The sequence below is a fragment of the Pseudoalteromonas sp. SK18 genome (assembly GCF_001974855.1).
Lineage (GTDB): Bacteria > Pseudomonadota > Gammaproteobacteria > Enterobacterales > Alteromonadaceae > Pseudoalteromonas.
The window spans coordinates 1-17,926 of sequence record NZ_MTQB01000018.1 but is presented as its reverse complement, the minus strand read 5'-3'; the positions used below and the strand labels follow the sequence as shown (position 1 = coordinate 17,926).

The 17,926-nt window shown below is 40.6% G+C and carries 12 protein-coding genes and 1 riboswitch; of the genes, 5 read left to right on the top strand and 7 right to left on the bottom strand.

Annotation, left to right across the window (positions count from 1 at the left end; all coding sequences use genetic code 11):
- Window positions 1–158: 158 nt before the first annotated feature.
- The gene (gene putA / locus BW139_RS13145) at window positions 159–3,962 is read left to right on the top strand and encodes a bifunctional proline dehydrogenase/L-glutamate gamma-semialdehyde dehydrogenase PutA (protein WP_008110901.1); all 3,804 of its coding nucleotides are present in this window, start codon (window positions 159–161) and stop codon (window positions 3,960–3,962) included.
- A 109-nt stretch (window positions 3,963–4,071) separates the two neighbouring features.
- Window positions 4,072–5,268 carry an HD-GYP domain-containing protein gene (locus BW139_RS13140; protein WP_076919977.1) on the top strand — a complete coding sequence of 399 codons (1,197 nt, stop codon included), beginning with the start codon at window positions 4,072–4,074 and terminating at the stop codon, window positions 5,266–5,268.
- Window positions 5,269–5,275: 7 nt separating this feature from the next.
- On the opposite strand, the gene BW139_RS13135 is transcribed toward BW139_RS13140, so the two are convergent.
- The 6 genes from BW139_RS13135 to BW139_RS13110 all read right to left on the bottom strand — a co-directional run bounded on the left by BW139_RS13135 (window position 5,276) and on the right by BW139_RS13110 (window position 10,696).
- A complete protein-coding gene (locus BW139_RS13135) occupies window positions 5,276–6,301 on the bottom strand; it encodes a general secretion pathway protein GspB (protein WP_076919976.1) in 1,026 nt (341 codons plus the stop codon).
- A gap of 11 nt (window positions 6,302–6,312) precedes the next feature.
- On the bottom strand, window positions 6,313–7,233 hold the full coding sequence (locus tag BW139_RS13130; protein WP_076919975.1) for an ExeA family protein: 921 nt from the start codon (window positions 7,231–7,233) through the stop codon (window positions 6,313–6,315).
- Between the two features lie 154 nt (window positions 7,234–7,387).
- Entirely contained in the window at window positions 7,388–7,903 is a 516-nt protein-coding gene (locus BW139_RS13125; RefSeq protein ID WP_076919974.1) for a DUF1566 domain-containing protein, read from the bottom strand.
- Between the two features lie 9 nt (window positions 7,904–7,912).
- Entirely contained in the window at window positions 7,913–9,556 is a 1,644-nt protein-coding gene (locus BW139_RS13120; RefSeq protein ID WP_076919973.1) for a DUF1566 domain-containing protein, read from the bottom strand.
- 67 nt (window positions 9,557–9,623) lie between these two features.
- Window positions 9,624–9,956, bottom strand: coding sequence for a hypothetical protein (locus BW139_RS13115; RefSeq protein WP_008110910.1), 333 nt, complete (start codon window positions 9,954–9,956; stop codon window positions 9,624–9,626).
- A gap of 35 nt (window positions 9,957–9,991) precedes the next feature.
- Window positions 9,992–10,696, bottom strand: a complete 705-nt coding sequence (locus BW139_RS13110) for a DUF2982 domain-containing protein (RefSeq protein WP_076919972.1) — start codon at window positions 10,694–10,696, stop codon at window positions 9,992–9,994.
- Window positions 10,697–10,943: 247 nt separating this feature from the next.
- On the opposite strand from BW139_RS13110, the gene BW139_RS13105 reads away from it, so the two are divergent.
- From BW139_RS13105 to msrA, 3 genes are all read left to right on the top strand, one after another.
- Window positions 10,944–11,996 (top strand): efflux RND transporter periplasmic adaptor subunit, encoded by a 1,053-nt coding sequence (locus tag BW139_RS13105; protein WP_076919971.1) that lies wholly within the window; start codon window positions 10,944–10,946, stop codon window positions 11,994–11,996.
- Between the two features lie 3 nt (window positions 11,997–11,999).
- Window positions 12,000–15,098 carry an efflux RND transporter permease subunit gene (locus tag BW139_RS13100; protein ID WP_076919970.1) on the top strand — a complete coding sequence of 1,033 codons (3,099 nt, stop codon included), beginning with the start codon at window positions 12,000–12,002 and terminating at the stop codon, window positions 15,096–15,098.
- 76 nt (window positions 15,099–15,174) lie between these two features.
- The gene (gene msrA, locus BW139_RS13095) at window positions 15,175–15,711 is read left to right on the top strand and encodes a peptide-methionine (S)-S-oxide reductase MsrA (RefSeq protein ID WP_054202003.1); all 537 of its coding nucleotides are present in this window, start codon (window positions 15,175–15,177) and stop codon (window positions 15,709–15,711) included.
- Between the two features lie 74 nt (window positions 15,712–15,785).
- Here the strand turns inward: msrA and BW139_RS13090 are convergent, their stop codons facing one another.
- Window positions 15,786–17,633, bottom strand: a complete 1,848-nt coding sequence (locus BW139_RS13090) for a TonB-dependent receptor domain-containing protein (RefSeq protein ID WP_076919969.1) — start codon at window positions 17,631–17,633, stop codon at window positions 15,786–15,788.
- Between the two features lie 36 nt (window positions 17,634–17,669).
- Window positions 17,670–17,835: riboswitch (cobalamin riboswitch) on the bottom strand.
- Window positions 17,836–17,926 lie beyond the last annotated feature (91 nt).

Here is a 17,926-nt window from a genome sequence, read left to right as displayed (position 1 = left end):
ATATGGATAAGTTAATAATATGCCCTGTAAATTATCGTAAAACGGCAAAATTAACCAGCATATTCTGCTGGATTTTAATTAGAATGCACGCTTTACACCAACAACATTTAGCGATAATTAACAATTATCCTAAGTCTTAACACTCCTGAGGGTTGCTTATGTTATTCAATGGCGATTTAACAACGACTTGTCCGATCAGACAAAAGATCCGTGACTTTTACCGTATTGATGAAAATGCGGTTATTGATCACATTTTACCACTTGCAGAAGTCGGTGTTAAAGCACGAAGCCGTGCATGGGAAAGAGCTCGCCAAATAGTTTTAAACATTCGTAAAGACCAAGATGGTCAAAGCGGTGTTGATGCGCTATTAAATGAATTTTCACTATCGAGTGAAGAAGGTGTGGTATTAATGTGTTTAGCCGAAGCACTGCTTCGCGTTCCTGATAAAGCAACTCAAGAAACATTAATACGTGATAAATTAGCAAATGGCGATTGGAGCTCTCACTTAGGTAGTAGTGATTCTTTATTCGTTAATGCCTCGTCTTGGGGATTATTAGTAACCGGTAAAATGGTTAACTATAACGACAAAACGAAAGAGCAGCAGTTTGGCATACTTAAAAAAACAATTGGTCGTTTAGGCGAGCCTGTTATCCGTAAATCTGTTAACTTCGCGATGAAGATAATGGGTAAGCAATTCGTAATGGGTCGTACCATTAACGAAGCAATTGAGCGCGCTGCTGAAAAAGAGCAAAAAGGCTATGTATATTCATACGATATGCTAGGTGAAGGCGCTCGCACAATGAAAGACGCTAAGCGTTACTTTGATAGCTACATGAATGCGATTCATGCTATCGGTAAAGCGGCGAATGGTCGTGGCCCGATTAAAAGCCCGGGTATTTCTGTAAAGTTATCGGCTATTCATCCGCGTTATGAGTTCACTCATAAAGAACGCGTAATGGAAGAAATCGTTCCAAAACTAAAAGAACTTGCACTTGCCGCTAAAAAATACGACATCGGGTTTACTGTTGATGCTGAAGAAGCAGACCGTTTAGATATTTCACTCGATGTAATTGAAGCGGTATTTAGCGATGACGACCTTGGCGATTGGCAAGGGTTTGGCTTAGCGGTTCAGGCTTATCAAAAACGCGCTATTTTTGTAATTGAATGGTTAACAGACCTAGCAACCCGCGTGGGTCGCAGAATGATGGTGCGTTTAGTAAAAGGCGCATACTGGGATACCGAAATCAAAACCACACAACAAGATGGTTTAGATTTTTTCCCGGTGTTTACGCGTAAAGCAACCACAGATGTGTCATACAAAGCGTGTGCGATTAAAATGCTTGAAGCACGTGATGTACTTTACCCGCAATTTGCAACACACAACGCCTATACTGCTGCGACTATTTTAGAAGTAGCGAAAGGTGATAACCAGGGTTTTGAATTCCAACGTTTGCACGGTATGGGTGAATCTTTATTTGACCAAATCGTTAATGAAGAAAAAATTCAGTGTCGTGTATATGCTCCGGTAGGCCAACACGAAGACCTGCTTGCTTACCTTGTTCGTCGTTTACTAGAAAATGGCGCTAACTCATCATTTGTAAATGCCATTGTAGATACCACTCAACCGGTTGAAGCATTATTACCAGATCCTGTTGAAACGCTGCAAGGTTTACGTAATAAGTACAACACGCAAATAAAAATGCCAATTGATTTATACGGTGAAGAACGTGCCAACTCAAAAGGTATGGATTTAACTGATATTAACGTGATCACCCCGTTTAAAGAAAATTTAGACACTTGGTTTGAAGAGCACTTAATTGAAGAAAGCCAAGTACCTGAGGGTGCGCTGGCAGTTAAAAATCCAGCAAACCATAAAGAAATTATTGGCCATATTAAATTACAAAATAGCGATGAAATGAAAGTGTTGCTAGCCAACGCTGAAACCGCATTTGAATCATGGTCGCAAACACCTGTAAAAGAGCGCGCTAATTTATTGCGTCGCGTTGCTGATATCTTAGAACGTCATCATGATGAACTTGTGGCTATCTGTATTAAAGAAGCAGGTAAAGTAGCACAAGATGGTATTGATGAAGTACGTGAAGCGGTTGATTTTTGTCGTTACTACGCAGCCCGTGCTGAAGAGCTTGCGCAAGATGAGCGCTTTGAAGCCCGTGGTGTTATTTTATGTATTAGCCCATGGAATTTCCCGCTAGCGATTTTCTTGGGTCAAGTTGCAGCGGCCATTGTTACGGGTAACACAGTAATTGCAAAACCAGCAGAGCAAACTAGCTTAATCGCTCTTCGCGCCATTGAACTAATGCTTTCTGTTGGTTTACCTGAGCACGTTGTACAGCCTGTGATTGCTCGCGGTAGCGAAGTAGGCAAAACCATTGTGCCAGATGAGCGCATTCAAGCCGTTATGTTTACAGGTTCAACTGAAACGGGCACGCTTATCTCGCAAACATTAGCGGCACGTAACGATATTCAGGTGCCTTTAATTGCAGAAACTGGTGGTCAAAACTGTATGATTGTTGACTCAACAGCGCTCCCTGAGCAAGTTGTTGATGATGTTATCAGTTCTGGTTTCCAAAGTGCCGGTCAACGTTGTTCAGCATTACGCGTGCTATTTATTCAAGAAGATGTAGCCGATGGCATTATCGACATGCTTAAAGGCGCACTTGCTGAGTTGCATATTGGCGACCCATCACTACTCTCTACCGACGTAGGCCCTGTAATTGATGAAAAAGCGCTGAAAACACTTAATGATCATGTTGAATACCTAAAAGGTAATGCAACACTTCACTACGAGTGTAAAATTCCTGATAACAGCGAAAATGGCGCATTTTTCTTTGCACCACGTTTATACGAAATCAAAGACTTATCGGTATTAAAACGTGAAGTATTTGGCCCGTGTGTACATGTGATTCGCTTTAAAGCGAGTGAGCTTGATAGTGTTGTCGACCAAATTAACAACACCGGCTACGGCTTAACAATGGGTATTCACTCTCGTATCGAAGAGCGCTGTGAACACTTAGCTAAAATGTCGCGCGCAGGTAATGTATACGTGAACCGTAATATGATTGGTGCAATTGTTGGTGTACAACCGTTTGGTGGCCGAGGACTCTCAGGTACTGGCCCTAAAGCGGGTGGACCAAACTACCTACAACGCTTAATAAAAGAAAAAGCATCGCCAGATAACGTGCAAATGACCAACCTAACGCCAGATGAGCTTGATTTACACCACTACAGTGGCGCAAATGAGCAAGTAGAAAAGCTGATGGTTAACTCTATGCGCGATGAAAAAATTTGGCGTGCAACACCACTTAACGACCGTGTCTCTGCGGTACGTCAATTATTAGCGAAAGTAGCAACCGTTGAAATTATTGACGACCTTGCAGACGATTTAGCGTTAACGCTTGCCGATGCACGTGCTCAGTTAAACCGCTTAGAAAAGCACATGCGCAAATATACAACCTTACCGGGACCAACGGGTGAGTCAAACACTCTTCACCTTGAAGCACGCGGCTGTGTAGTATGTTACGCAGATAAGAGCACCTCATTTAACTTTTGGGCACTATCGATTATTACCGCGCTTGCTGCTGGTAACACGGTAATAACGGTAGCATCTGAAATATTTTATGATGAAGCGGTTGCTTTTAGAGATAAGTTTATTGCAACCGGCGTTGCTGAAGGTGTTTTCCAAGTAGCTAAACCAAATCAGTTACAAGCGATATTGGCGCATCCTCACCTAGCCGGTGCGGTAGTTGCTGCACGTTCTTCTCGCTTAGGCTACTTCAGCCAACAGCTTGCACAACGTAAAGGCGCTATACTGCCTGTGATCAGCTCTGAGTATTACGACACGCTAATTAAGCGCTTAATTACTGAAAAAACCATCAGTATAGATACAACGGCATCAGGCGGTAATACCTCGTTGATGACACTTGTTGAAGATGATGAATAGCAATTAATGCATTAATCTAAATAAAGGCATCTATTTGATGCCTTTTTTATTTCTAAATGTGAATTTCTTTGTTACTTTCTCTAACAATACTTATTAACTAGAGTTCACTTTGAAAACCATTCCTACCTCACAGCTAAAGCCCGGCATGTTTATACAAAAAGTTATTAAACAAACCGGCAGCATTAGAATAAAAAACCAAGGCTGGGTTAAAACTCAAACAGGAATTGATAAGTTAATAAAAGCAGGGATTTTAGAAGTTGAAATCGATCCTGATAAAATGCTCACATCTGAAGAGCCCGAACAACAACCAATTTCAACCGCTAAGCACGAAATCAAAAAGCGCGACCCTTGGTTAATAACCCACAGTGCTGAGCAAGAGATGGGGAAAGCCAAAAAGCTTTACGATGAAGCAAAAAACCTACAAACCAAAGCATTTGGCGATATAGAGTCTGGCCGCACTGTTGATGTTGCGCCTTTTAAAGAACTGGCTAGTGGATTTATAGACTCCGTATTTAGAAACCAAGATGCACTGGCATGTATTAGCCAAATGCGCCAAAAAGATGCCTACTTACTAGAGCACTCGATAAATGTCTCTATTTTGATGAGTATTTTTGCAAAACATCTCGATATTGAAAAACCAATCATTGAAGAACTTGCCACAGGTGCCCTATTACACGATATGGGAAAGATAAAAATACCTGACGTAATTCTTAACAAGCCTGGTCGCTACAGTGATGAAGAATTCAAAGTGATGCAAAACCATGCTCGCTTTAGCAAAGAAATATTAGAAGACGCAGGGTTAACGGGAATTGCCGTTGATATCGCAGGTATGCACCATGAGCGCTTAGATGGCAAAGGCTACCCCTTTGGTAAAAAGGGCGATGAAATAAGCCAGTACGTTCGTATGGCCTCTATTGTTGATGTTTATGATGCATTAACCGCTGAACGCGTTTACAAAGCGGGTATGGAGCCTATTAGGGCGTTTAAAATATTAAAACAAGGTTGCCCAGATAGCTTTGATGGCGCACTGCTGAATAAGTTTATTCAATGCATTGGTATTCACCCAGTAGGCACACTGGTAAAACTTTCCAGCCAAAAAGTGGGACTCGTTACCCAAAGCAATCCAGCTACGCCATTAAAACCGGTAGTAAAAACGTTTTTCAATGCAAAACATGGGCATTACACTGAAGTTAAAGATGTTGATTTATCAAATAAAAGAACGCAAGACACACTTGAGTCAGCAGTAAAACCCAAAGAATATAATATAGATTTAGAGGGCTTTTATAGGCACTCTATCTTTAGTTAATTGGCCACTATTGTGGCCAATCTTGCAGCGCTTTTAAGCTAAACTCATAACCATCAAAGTCAAGTACGCTCTGATCAGGCGCTATTTCTAGCACCTTCAACGCACCGATAGACTCCCCTTCATATAACTCTCTACCATTGAGCTTTATCCAGCGTTTATCTGCCGTTGAAGAATAAATATGCGCCTGATACTTAATACTAGGTAACATACTTTGCAGGCCATCAGGCAGTAGCTCAACAGGTTGTACTCGTGATGAAAGACGAGAGCCTTGGGTTACTTCGTAGTCGGCTGCTTTCTCTGTGTTATTCACCGCTTGCGCAAACGCATTTTTAAGCGTGTCGGGAACAGCATCAAGTTCACTAGGCGATGATGGCCGTTGCTCGGGTACAGTTTGATTCAGCGGCTTGCCTAACACTTTATATTTACTCAGCTCATCGGCACTGAGTGTTCTTTTCGCTGTTTGAGTTTGCACACTTTGCGGTTGATTACTCGGTTGAAAGCTAGGTGATACGTTATTCTGCGTCGAATAATTTTGCGTTTGCATTTGAGGCGATTGAGCAGTGCTCATAGACAAATACTGGCCTTGTGGCGTAAGCAACATTTGCTGCACACCGGTTGGAGTTTGAACATAAACTAGCTGCCCTGCTATTGTTGGCGTACTGTTAGGCACAGCCGTTTGGCTTAGCTCTGGAGACGTTACTTCTGCAGAACTAACCGTTTCTGTGGCTTTTTCTTCACTTGAAGGCGTTTCTTTTAACATCTCAGGCTTTTTTTGCACGAGAGTAGTTTGAGGAATTTCATTCTGTGTATGGCTATTGTTTATCGCTGCATTTTCTTGCTGTAACCATTTACCGACAAAAAAGCCACTAACCAGTATACCCACGGCAACTAGACTACCTGCGAGTAAAAAGCTAATTCGGCGATAGGTCAACAATTGACGTTGTTGTTTTAATTGTTGCGCTTGCAAGTCATACTGCTCTGCGCTCATAGTTTCGTGTTTTGATTGCTTTAACGCATCTAATAAATAAGACATGAACCACCTAACTAAAAAATAAAAGACAGGCCAATCCCTGCACCAAAAAGCGTTAACACTGCAGCACTATAAGACCAAATTGAACTCGTTTTTCTGGGCTTATTATTATTAGTTGCAATAAAGTCGATAGGTAAAGATTCACTTGCTGCTTGTTTAATAATGTCGCTATCAACAAGCTCTTGCTGCTTGGAAAAAGCGCCTACTAATGCACGTTCACAAACAAGGTTCATTAACCGTGGTACACCACCTGTCAGTTGATGCACCATCTGCATAGCATCCATAGAAAATACTTTCTTATCACAACCCGCTATATGTAATCGGTGTTGAATATAGGCAATAGTCTGCCCTGGTGTTAAAGCTAATAAGTGGTATCTAGCGGTAATTCGCTGTGCCAGCTGCCTTAATTCATTGCGCTTTAAAAGTACTTGTAACTCAGGCTGACCTACTAATACTATTTGTAGTAATTTTTTATGGTCGGTTTCAATATTGGTTAATAAGCGCAATTGTTCAAGCACATCGGGGGCAAGCAACTGTGCTTCATCAATAATTAAAATAGTATGACCACCCGCTTTATTATTAAACTCAAGGTGCTTTTTAATGACATCCGTTAAACTTTTCAATGTGGCATTTTGGGCATCGTAAGTAATTTGTAGTTCGTCACAAATACTAGCCAGTAATTCTAACTCTGATAAAGCGGGGTTATGGATCATGGCGACTTGGGTGTTTTCAGGCAACCGCTCTAACATACTTCGTGTTATGGTGGTTTTACCTGTCCCTACCTCACCAGTTAACAACACAAAGCCACCATCTTCACCTAGCCCATAGGTAAGATGTGCTAAGGCTTCTTTGTGGCGCTCACTTAAAAATAAGTAATGAGGGTTCGGCGAAATTGAAAATGGCTTTTCTTGTAAACCAAAATAGCTTAAGTACACCTTTATAGTCCTTGGTCATTAATTCACGGCCTATAATGGCAAAAAAATAGCCTGGGTGACAACTACAACCAAGCTTTATTATTAAAATAGTGTAAATAACTAGAGCTTAGATTAAATAACCTCAGCTCTAGTGGCTACAAGCTATCTCATTTGATTACTTTTCATAACGTACAAGCCGTAAATACACGTTACTTGTTTTTGCATGTAAGCTATTTAAACCACTGGCAAATTGATAAACCCATGCCGAATTCATATTGCTAATACCTGAAGTATTAGACCAGTAATTTTGCGACTGCGTTGCTAAAAACACACCTACATTTATGCTTGGCTCCGTACAACGGTGATCAACAATACTGGCCAACTCTTTAATACTTGGTACTTGCCAGTCGTTATAACCTGCCGAAGTGTCGTTAAATGCTCCTTTGAGTGACGCCTGCCAATTTAGTGGCTGTGTATCACCGTCACAGCGATTTGTTTCACTATTATAAACTTGACCATAATTACAACGCTGCCACATTAACCCCGTTTTAGTATCTGATACAGTGCCATCAATATTAATCACAAATCTATCTGTGTCATCGCTAGTTGCAACTTCCTGATAACACTGCTGCGCTGCAAGTGATGAGCTCAATCCTAAAGCGAACAACATAAAAACTTTAATTAATTTCATAATAACCCCCTAACGGTTTCTAACTAAGCGCACATAAGCGACATTATCTTTGGGGTAAGCTAAGTCGTTACCATCCACCATATCGATAGTATAAGCCTGAGATAAACTGCTGCCATCAACCGCGGTTTGTGAAGTCCAGTAACGTAAATGTCCTAAAACATTGCTGGATGGTGTATTAGGGAAAAAAACAGTATCTATTAATATATTTTGCCCTTGTTTACCGTAATCAATTAAACCTAAAAGTTCAGTATAAGTGGGTAAACGCCAGTTACTACCACCACAAAAATCAAGGGCGTTAACCTCATCTATATAGGTTTGCAATCCACAATTTCTATTGCTTGGGCACGTGGTGTTAGCACTTCCCGTTACATCGCCACTATTAACAGTCCCTTGCCAAATATAACGGTTTTGTCCATCACGCAACGAAGTATTTGGTAACACACCGGAATAGGGACTTTTTACTTCCCAAACAAGACCGGTTGTATTATCGCGAATGCAGCTAAAGTTTTGTGCGTCATCTAACAACTCATCAGCGAACTCATTAAGTTTGGTGTAATCAAAAGCCAGATTACCTTTACCCACTTTACCTAACCGATTTGCAAAACTATCTCTGCCAAGATCAGCATCTTGAGCTGGAAACTCATCATTATTACAATTAATACGTTGAGTATTGTTATAACACTCTCCAACCCCAGTGTCGTTTATTAATCCAAGCGCTTTGGGAGTTATGTCAACAAATACTGTATCTGTGTCAGTCCGTCCTTTTAAGTCCATAACTTGCACTTCAAAACTAAGGGTTGCGTTTAAATCAATGTCAGAAGCAAAAAAGTTGGCTTTACATGACTGTGAGTCGGTTAAAGTTTCACTATTTCCGGTAAGTTGTTGCCACCTACACTGATAAGACTGAGTTGCCGCCTCACTAGCAGTGGCATCTAAAATCACTTTATCAAACTCTTCTACAGTTTGATCAGCTCCCGCATTGGCAATAATGACCTGTGCTGTTTTATTAAGAGTCATATCGAATTGTGATGCAGATACTCCGCCTTCATCATCAGTTACGGTGAGTTGCCATTTTAAGTTGGTGTTATTTTCTAATAATGGATGGGTGAAACTTAGGGTTGAATTGGTGTAACTGTCTATTGTTAAATCAGGCCCAGACAATAGTTGCCACAGGTAACGACTAATTTCGCCATTTTCATCAGGATCTGTGGAAGCTAAACCACTTAAGGTTACAGTATCATTATAAACTGAGGGTAAGTTGTCAGGGGCAACTTGAGTAACAACAGCAACTGGAAGCTGGTTATTAGAGGCAATAAAAACACTCAAATCGTCATTGACTAAACTGCCATCTGACGTTTGATAGCTCACTCTTAAGACCAATTCACTATCAGATTTTACATCTGGCGCAGTAATGGTTTGTTCAGCCCCTTCAAGCGGAAAAACATCTATAATGGGGCCGCTCACACGTTGCCAAGTAAATGTACCGTCTGCGGGTGAGCCTTTCGCAGAAATAGTAAAGTCTGATTTTTCTACAACTTGAAGGTCGTTACCTGCAAATACTGACGTTTTAATATCGCTGTTATCACTACCACCTCCTCCACATGCCGCTAAAAGCAAACATGACATAAGGGGTATTAACGAAATGGCTCTCATACTTAGCACCTTTGTATCCTAAAATTATCCAATAAGACAATCTAGCAATAAAAGTGCCAGTGTAGTGTTATAAATAGCTATCTTGATGAATACGGACAAATAACTTAGTGCCAACTTTACTGTAATCTACTTTGTACTCGCGGCCATCTAAGGATTGGATAAACAACAACTGCTTTTCTTCACTAAATACATCAGCACTAGAAATATAAACTATATCTAGGTAACGCTCTTTTGCATCTCGGCGGTTTTTTGGCAGCTCTTCTTTAAATGGTTCAAGACCATTTCCTGTTACTTTGATTCGAGGGTGATTGTCACCATTAACAATCACTAAATCTAGCTTTTTATCTTTATGTATAATGGTATTTCGACCACTTTTAATGAAAGATCTGTCTTGGCTCATAGTTATTCCTAATTCCGCAGAGAGTCGTTATATTATTATTCACACTGCGACTTTATAAACTGAGAAGGATCACGCTTCCATTTATTTAAATTTGCGCTAAATTCCCAAATATCACTTTCTATTACACTTGCAGATAATAGTAAGTCATACCCTGTTAAAAGCTGAAGATGCTTAGCCCTATTAGCAAACATTGCTATAAGTCCATTATAGTCAATTCCTTTTTTTGACCTATATTTATTATCTTCAACTAACCATTCTGATGGGCAATGCCCATTCTTGCAATTTTTTTGAACAACTTGCATAAAAAAGTGCCGCTGCTCTATTAGTAGTTTACCCGCCATTCTTGGAGCTAAAGCAGCTAAAAATGTATCTACATCGTTAAGTTTAATACCAATCGCGTTAAGCTCAAGGTGATCAATACCATTATCAACTTTAGGAATACCACAATGGTGCATGTTTTCTTGGTTTAAAGTCCACTGCCCGTACTTATGCTGATATGTTAATTGCTGCTCAGTTAAAATAATACTATAAAAAGGTTCTTGTGTTTTAAAAAAACCTATTAAAATTGCTGCAATACATAAACTTACTAAAAAAATTTCAATAATACTGATTTCATCTGGGCGCAATAAATTGAATAGCATGATAAAAATTAAACCAATACTCCCTACTACCAGTATTTCAATCCCATTTTTAGCGCCTTGCGCTCGGTATTTGAGTGTTTGTTTTTTTATATTAGCCATACTGAAAAAACGCCATATAAAATATAAACATAATAATAGCCCACAAGACTAACTTTCTCAGTGTTAAACAACGTTTGCATGATGTTTTGAAGTTCACCAATTAACTCCTATAATCATTTATCTCACTACACAATTAATAAGTATTATTTATTTTTACGCCTAACGCACAAATTAATGAGACACATAACCGCCTTTTTTTGTCCTGATTTCGTACAATACTTATAATTAATTTTCAGGTATGAAAACAATGCACTCAAGACAATCAGGTAAAGCCCTATTTCCATTTATTATTTCGTTACTATTAATTTTTAGTGTTTATTTATACTTGCCCGCATCACAAGGCGAGCAAGCTGATTACTCAGCAATGGCAACGCAAGTATCTGCACACACTGTAGAGTCGCAAGAAAATGCTATTATGATTGAAGCCATCGGTAGTGCCAGAGCTAATCAGGCTATCTATATTAAAAGCGCACAAAACGATTATGTTACCAACATTTACTTCGAAGACGGCGACTTGGTCAGCAAAGGGCAAAAATTAGTGCAACTGCAAAACCAACAAGAACAATTTGCAGTAAAAGAACTTAGCATTAATTTACAAGAAGAAAAACGCCAACTAACCAAACTTACTGAACTTTCTCGCTCACAAGCGACTGCCAAGTCATTACTTGAAGAACAACTAGCCCGCGTTGATGCCAGCGAAGCACAACTAGAAAGTGCCAAAACCAAACTTAATGAAATGGCTATTACCGCCCCTTTCTCAGGGCTATTGGGCAAACGTGAAATCTCAGTAGGTGCTTATGTTAATAACAGCACGGTAATTACAACCTTAGATGATATCAGTATCATAAAAGTTGATTTTAAAGTGCCTGAAAAATATTTAGCTCAACTGAAAAACGGAATGACGGTTCGCACTCAAAACGATGCTTACCCTGATCAAACCTTCAGCGGAAAAGTAACCCATATAAGCTCACGTATCGATTCAATCACTCGCAGCATAGAAGTAACGGCAAGTTTTGCCAATAAGTCGGGTTTACTGCGTCCAGGTATGCTACTTAATACCGCACTAGAGCTAAGCAGCAATCAAGCGCTTATGGTTCCTGAAAAAGCAATTATTCCACTTCAAGATAAACACTATGTTTTTCAAATTGAAGATGGCATCGCAAAACGAATAGAAGTGCATGTTGCAAGTAGAAACAATGGCTGGGTTGCAATAGACAAAGGGCTAAATAATGGCGAGCAGATTGTTACCGAGGGAATTATTAAAATTCGCTCTGGTAGCAAAGTAAGCGTTAAGGGGTAACACGTGAAAATTACCGATACTAGCGTTAAACGCCCCGTTTTTGCGATTGTTATTAACTTACTCCTACTTACCTTTGGCCTAGTTGCTTTTAGCATGCTGCCACTGCGCGAGTACCCTGATATTGAAACGCCAATTGTAAATATTAGTACTGAATATACTGGTGCATCTGCAGAGATTATTGAAACCAAAATAACCCAAGTTATCGAAAACCGTATTTCGGGTATTGAGGGTATTAAAAGCATTAATTCATCGAGTCGTAATGGCCGCTCAAACATTACCATTGAGTTTAATATTAGCCGCGACATAGACGATGCCTCTAACGATGTTCGCGAGCGTGTTGCGCGAGCACTTGATAGCCTACCAGAGCAAGTGCGCCCCCCTGAGGTATCAAAGTCAAACAGTGATGAAAGCCCTATTGCATGGTTTGTACTTAATAGTGAAACCATGGACTCGTTACAACTTTCTGATTATGCACAGCGTTTTATTGTTGACCGTTTAGCTGTAGTTGATGGCGTATCGAATGTGCGTATTGGGGGGGAGCGAAAGTATGCCATGAAAGTATGGCTCAACCGCCAAGCAATGGCAGCCCGCGGCATTACCTCTAGTGATATAGAGCAAACACTGCGTAGTGAAAATGTAGAGCTTCCGGCGGGTGAAATTGAATCGGTAGACCGTGATTTTACTGTGCGTACCGCACGCAGCTATAAAAACCAACGCGATTTTCAAAACCTTGTTATTAAACGAGGTGAAGATGGTTATTTAGTTCGCCTTGGCGAAGTGGCTGACGTAAAATTAGAAGCCGCCGATGATGAAAGTTTATTTCGCGGAAATGGCCGTAATATGATAGGTATGGGTATTGTTAAGCAGGCCAAAGCCAATACCCTGACTGTTGTTGATAATGCTCGTAGTGAACTGGAAAAAATTAAGCGTAACTTACCAGAAGGCACCACCATAGAAGACAGTTACGACTCTTCAGTATTTATTAAAGAGTCAATTAACGAGGTATACAAAACCTTGGGGATTTCTATGGGACTTGTGGTGCTAATTATCTTTATATTTTTAGGGAATATACGCGCCACACTCATTCCTGCGGTCACTGTACCGGTCGCCCTAGTCAGTAGTTTTATGTTTTTATTAGCAATGGGTTATTCAATTAACTTATTAACTCTACTAGCACTGGTATTAGCAATAGGCTTAGTGGTAGATGATGCCATTGTAATGCTAGAGAATATTCATCGGCGCATAGAGCTTGGTGAACCGCCTTTATTAGCGGCTTATCGCGGCGCCCGCGAAGTGGGCTTTGCAATTATAGCCACCACCTTAGTGCTGATCTCTGTGTTTGTACCATTAGTGTTTATGGAAGGACGAATAGGCGCACTATTTACAGAGTTTGCAATGGCGGTGAGTGCTGCCGTGTTTTTCTCCAGCATTACTGCATTAACACTCTCTCCGGCATTGTGTTCAAAGGTGTTAAAAGCCTCTGAAAAAGAAAGTAAATTTAGCCAAGTCATGGACCGCTTTTTTACTAAATTAGAAAATGGATACCGTAACGCTTTAGCGTCAAACATGACCCGAAAATGGGGCTTAATGCTGAGCTTAGTTTTGGCTGGGTTTGTTAGTTATTCATTATTTTTACAAATACCGTCTGAACTTACCCCTAAAGAAGACCGTGGTACTATTTTTGTGCTTATGAATGGCCCTGAAGGCGCTAGTTATGAGAATAATGCCGCCAATATGGCAAAAATTGAAGAGCGCTTAATGCCTTATTCTGAATCTGGCGAACTAAGTCGAGTTTTAGTGCGAGTTCCTGGCTGGGGTGGCAGTGGTGGTGTAGCCATTGTTGGTATGGCGGATTGGGATAAACGCAAACGCTCAACTTGGGAAGTCATGGATGAAATAAGCGGTAAAATGCAAGAAGTCACCGATGTACGTGCTTTTGCGATTATGCGCCGTGGTATTGGCGGTGGTGGTTCATCACGACCAATAGAGTTTGTTTTACAAGGTAATGATTATGCTCAGCTAGCTGATTGGCGCGATAGAATTATTAAACGTGCTGAGAAAAACCCTGGGTTAGTGCGCATTGATCATGATTATAAAGAAACCTTTCCACAGTTTTTAGTCAGTATTGATAAAAATAAAGCCGCTGATTTAGGCGTATCAGTCTCTGATGTGGGTCGTACACTTGAAACCATGCTTGGCCAACGCCGTGTAACCACCTTTATTGACCGCGGTGAAGAGTACGATGTAATTTTAAAGGGAACCAAAGAAGACTTTGCAAACCCAACTGATATTTCAAATATTTACCTTAAATCTCGTAGCAATGAACTGGTGCCACTCGATAGTCTTATAAGCTTAAAAGAAGAAGCCACCGCCTCGCGTTTAAACCGCTATAACCGTATGCGTGCAATTACCTTAAGTGCCAACTTAGCTGATGGCTATACGCTAGAACAAGCACTAAACTTTTTAAACAATGTTGCCTCAGAGGAAAACGACATTGATGGTGCCATTGACTACAAAGGTGAGTCGCAGTTGTTTTATGAAGGTGCCTCAGCCATGACCTATGTGTTTGTGCTGGCATTGACCGTAACATTTTTAGTGCTTGCCGCCCAGTTTGAAAGTTTTATGCATCCGTTTGTTATTATGCTTACCGTTCCGCTTGGGTTAATGGGCGCCATGTTTGGGCTGTGGAGTATGGGCTTAACACTTAACATATACAGTCAAATAGGGATTGTAATGCTCATCGGGTTAAGTGCAAAAAACGGTATCCTGATTGTCGAATTTACCAATCAGTTACGTGATAAAGGGTTGGAATTTAGTGAGGCCATTTTACAAGCCGCTACTCAGCGTTTACGTCCTATTATTATGACCTCACTGACCACAGTTATGAGTGCCGTGCCTTTGGTACTGGCCTCAGGCCCTGGTTCAGAAAGCAGAATGGTTATTGGTGTGGTGGTATTTACCGGTGTAACAGTTGCCACCATACTGACTCTGTTTGTTGTACCTGCTGCTTATTATGCCTTAGCACGTAATACGCAATCACCAGAATTTTTACAGCAAAAGCTAGATAAACAAGCAGCTGAAAAACCACTTAAAGAGATCTAACTCACTCTGAGCGTCGTAATTAGCTGTTACGGCGCTATTTTCTGGTGCATATAACCATACAATTGAGGAAGTACTTATGAGTTCGACCACACAGGTAGCAACACTAGGCGGCGGCTGTTTTTGGTGTATTGACGCGGCATTTAGGCGTGTTAGAGGGGTGCTCAGTGTATGTTCTGGTTACACAGGCGGGCACACTGATAACCCGACCTACAAAGCTATTTGCACAGGCAATAGCGGGCATGCAGAAGTGGTTAAGGTTGAATTTGACGCCAGCATTATCAGCTTTGAAACCTTACTCGCGATGTTTTTCACTTTGCATGATGCTACCCAGTTAAACCGCCAAGGTAACGATATAGGCACTCAATACCGCAGCGTTGTGTATTACCATGATCAGCAACAACAATTACAAACACAGGCCGTTATTGCAGAGCTGCAGACTCATGTTAGCGAGCCTATAGTAACCGAGGTAAGCCCAGCAACCACTTTTTACCCTGCTGAAAGTTTTCACCAAGACTACTACAATGAAAACCCAGAACAAGGCTACTGTAGTATTTTAATTGCGCCTAAGTTGCACAAGTTTGAAACCGAATTTAGCGAATTTTTAAGTGAATAAAATGCTTTAAAGCGCTAACCAAATAGCCCAGCAATTTGCTGGGCTATTTGTTTTTCGGCAACTAAAAGTGATAATTAAAACTGGTAATTTGCCCCCACAAAGAAAGTTCTTCCTGCGCTGTTATAACCTAATAGCTCACCACTGGCAGCAAACCCTGTTGCTGCAGTAAAATATTCTTTATCAGTAATATTTTCTATTCGAGCAGCTAACGATAAATTCTCAAGCAACTGGTAATTGGCTGCTAAATTAAATACCGTATAGTCAGCGAGTTCAGAATCATAATACGCAATTGATGGACGCGATGAGCGATATTGCATATCTAAACTGGCATCAAAATCGCCCCATGATTTAGCGAGTTGATAATTAAACGACTCTGAAGGCCTGCGTGGTAAATCTGTATTCGTCTTTTCATCTGTAGCATCTAAAAAACTAACATTAACAGAGTGTTCAAAGCCTAACGCTGAAAACTCAGCCGACAATTCTATCCCCTGCATAGATACTTTATCTATGTTAGTTGCAATATATTTACCTGAGTCTGCATCATAATTATTACTAATTAAATTATTGATACGGTTATCGAAAATAGCAATATCATAACGCCCCCATTGAGTTTCTAGGGTAACACCAAACTCATTGTTTAAGGCTTCCTCAGGCTTAATATTATTATTTGGTAGGTAGTATGGGCTGTTAGTTACAAACGCATTAATTAAAGACGGCGCCCTAAATGCGGTGCCATGATTTAAACGTACCGTTACATACTGATTCGCTTTATATCCAAGCCCAGTACTGTAAGTATTTGCACGGCCGTGGAAGTCATAATCATCGGTTCTGATAACCGCATTTGCTAACCATTGTTCATGACTATAAAACGCGCCTATAAACAATGCGTTGTTATCCCGTTTTTCTTCTGATGACGTTGCTGACGAGTTTGATAAATCCTCAGACAAGTAATTAAAACCACCTGATAAATCAAGCTCTTTCGTTAGGCTATAAAGCCCTCGGTATTCAAACTCAACACGCTCTGTGCTATACACTTGCTGAACATCGGTGCCAGTTTGAGTATTGTCTTCTTGCGATACACTCAATGAGGTACTTTGGGTATATATTTCTGAGGCTTTTTTCCAGCCTAGCTTAGCGGTGTAATTTTCAAAGTCGTAAGCATCGTTACCCCATGCGTTGTCATACTGCGCTTCACCTTCACTGTACTGAGACTGTAAGCTCAACTCACCTAGTTCAGCCAGTTCATACGCTAAATTAAAGCCAATGTTTTTATTTTTGTAGCCATCATCATCGTGATCTTTGGTGTATTCAGCCACAGCGTCTTTGCCAGTAACATCAAAACCATCTGTCTCTTCGTAGCCTAGATTATAATTAAAGCTAAGCGCCTCTTTTGCAAACCCACCAGCAAGCTGATAATTACTGTAACTATGACTGCCCAAAGTAGCCGAAAGCGTATTATTTGAGGCTTTACGGGTAATGATATTAATTACTCCGGCTACCGCATCAGAGCCATAAATAGCTGCTCTGGCACCTTTAATAACTTCAACACGCTCGATACTATTAACTGGAATATTCGTCAGCGATACACTACCTGAGCTTGCATCGCTCACTCTTACGCCATCAACCAATACTAAGGCATATTTAGCGCTAGCACCGCGAACAAATATATCTGCTTTTTGACCTAATCCGCCGTTACGGACAATATCAATACCAGCAATGGTATTTAATATTGCAGGTAAGTCTCGGTAATTCGCTTTTTCAATATCAGCGCGGTCGATAACTGCCACACTTGCTAATACATCATTTATAGGTTGTTCAAATTTATTCGCAGTAACGGTTATTTTTTCAATGGTTTGTTCTGCAGATGCAGAAAAAGACAGCGCAGCCGAAATGGCCACACCCAATGCAGTTTTATTTATCATGATGTTCCCTATCTCTGCCCACCGCAAAGATGTTAGTAAGTAAGATTACATCAAGGCCGGTCTCCGGACTCAGTTGCCATAGTTAAATACAGCATAACTTTACCGTTGCGGGGGCAGTGTTGGGATTGACTTCATCAATGAAAACGCACCAACTTCCCGATTATCCTACTAAAAAAATTACACCGTTGAAGTGTTTAGCAAGCACCTTGAAAATAGGCTGCTATTGTTATCTGTTTACTTAAAAATGTCAACGGACGTCTAAACATCTACAAGTCGAGTTCGGGGTTCGGGGT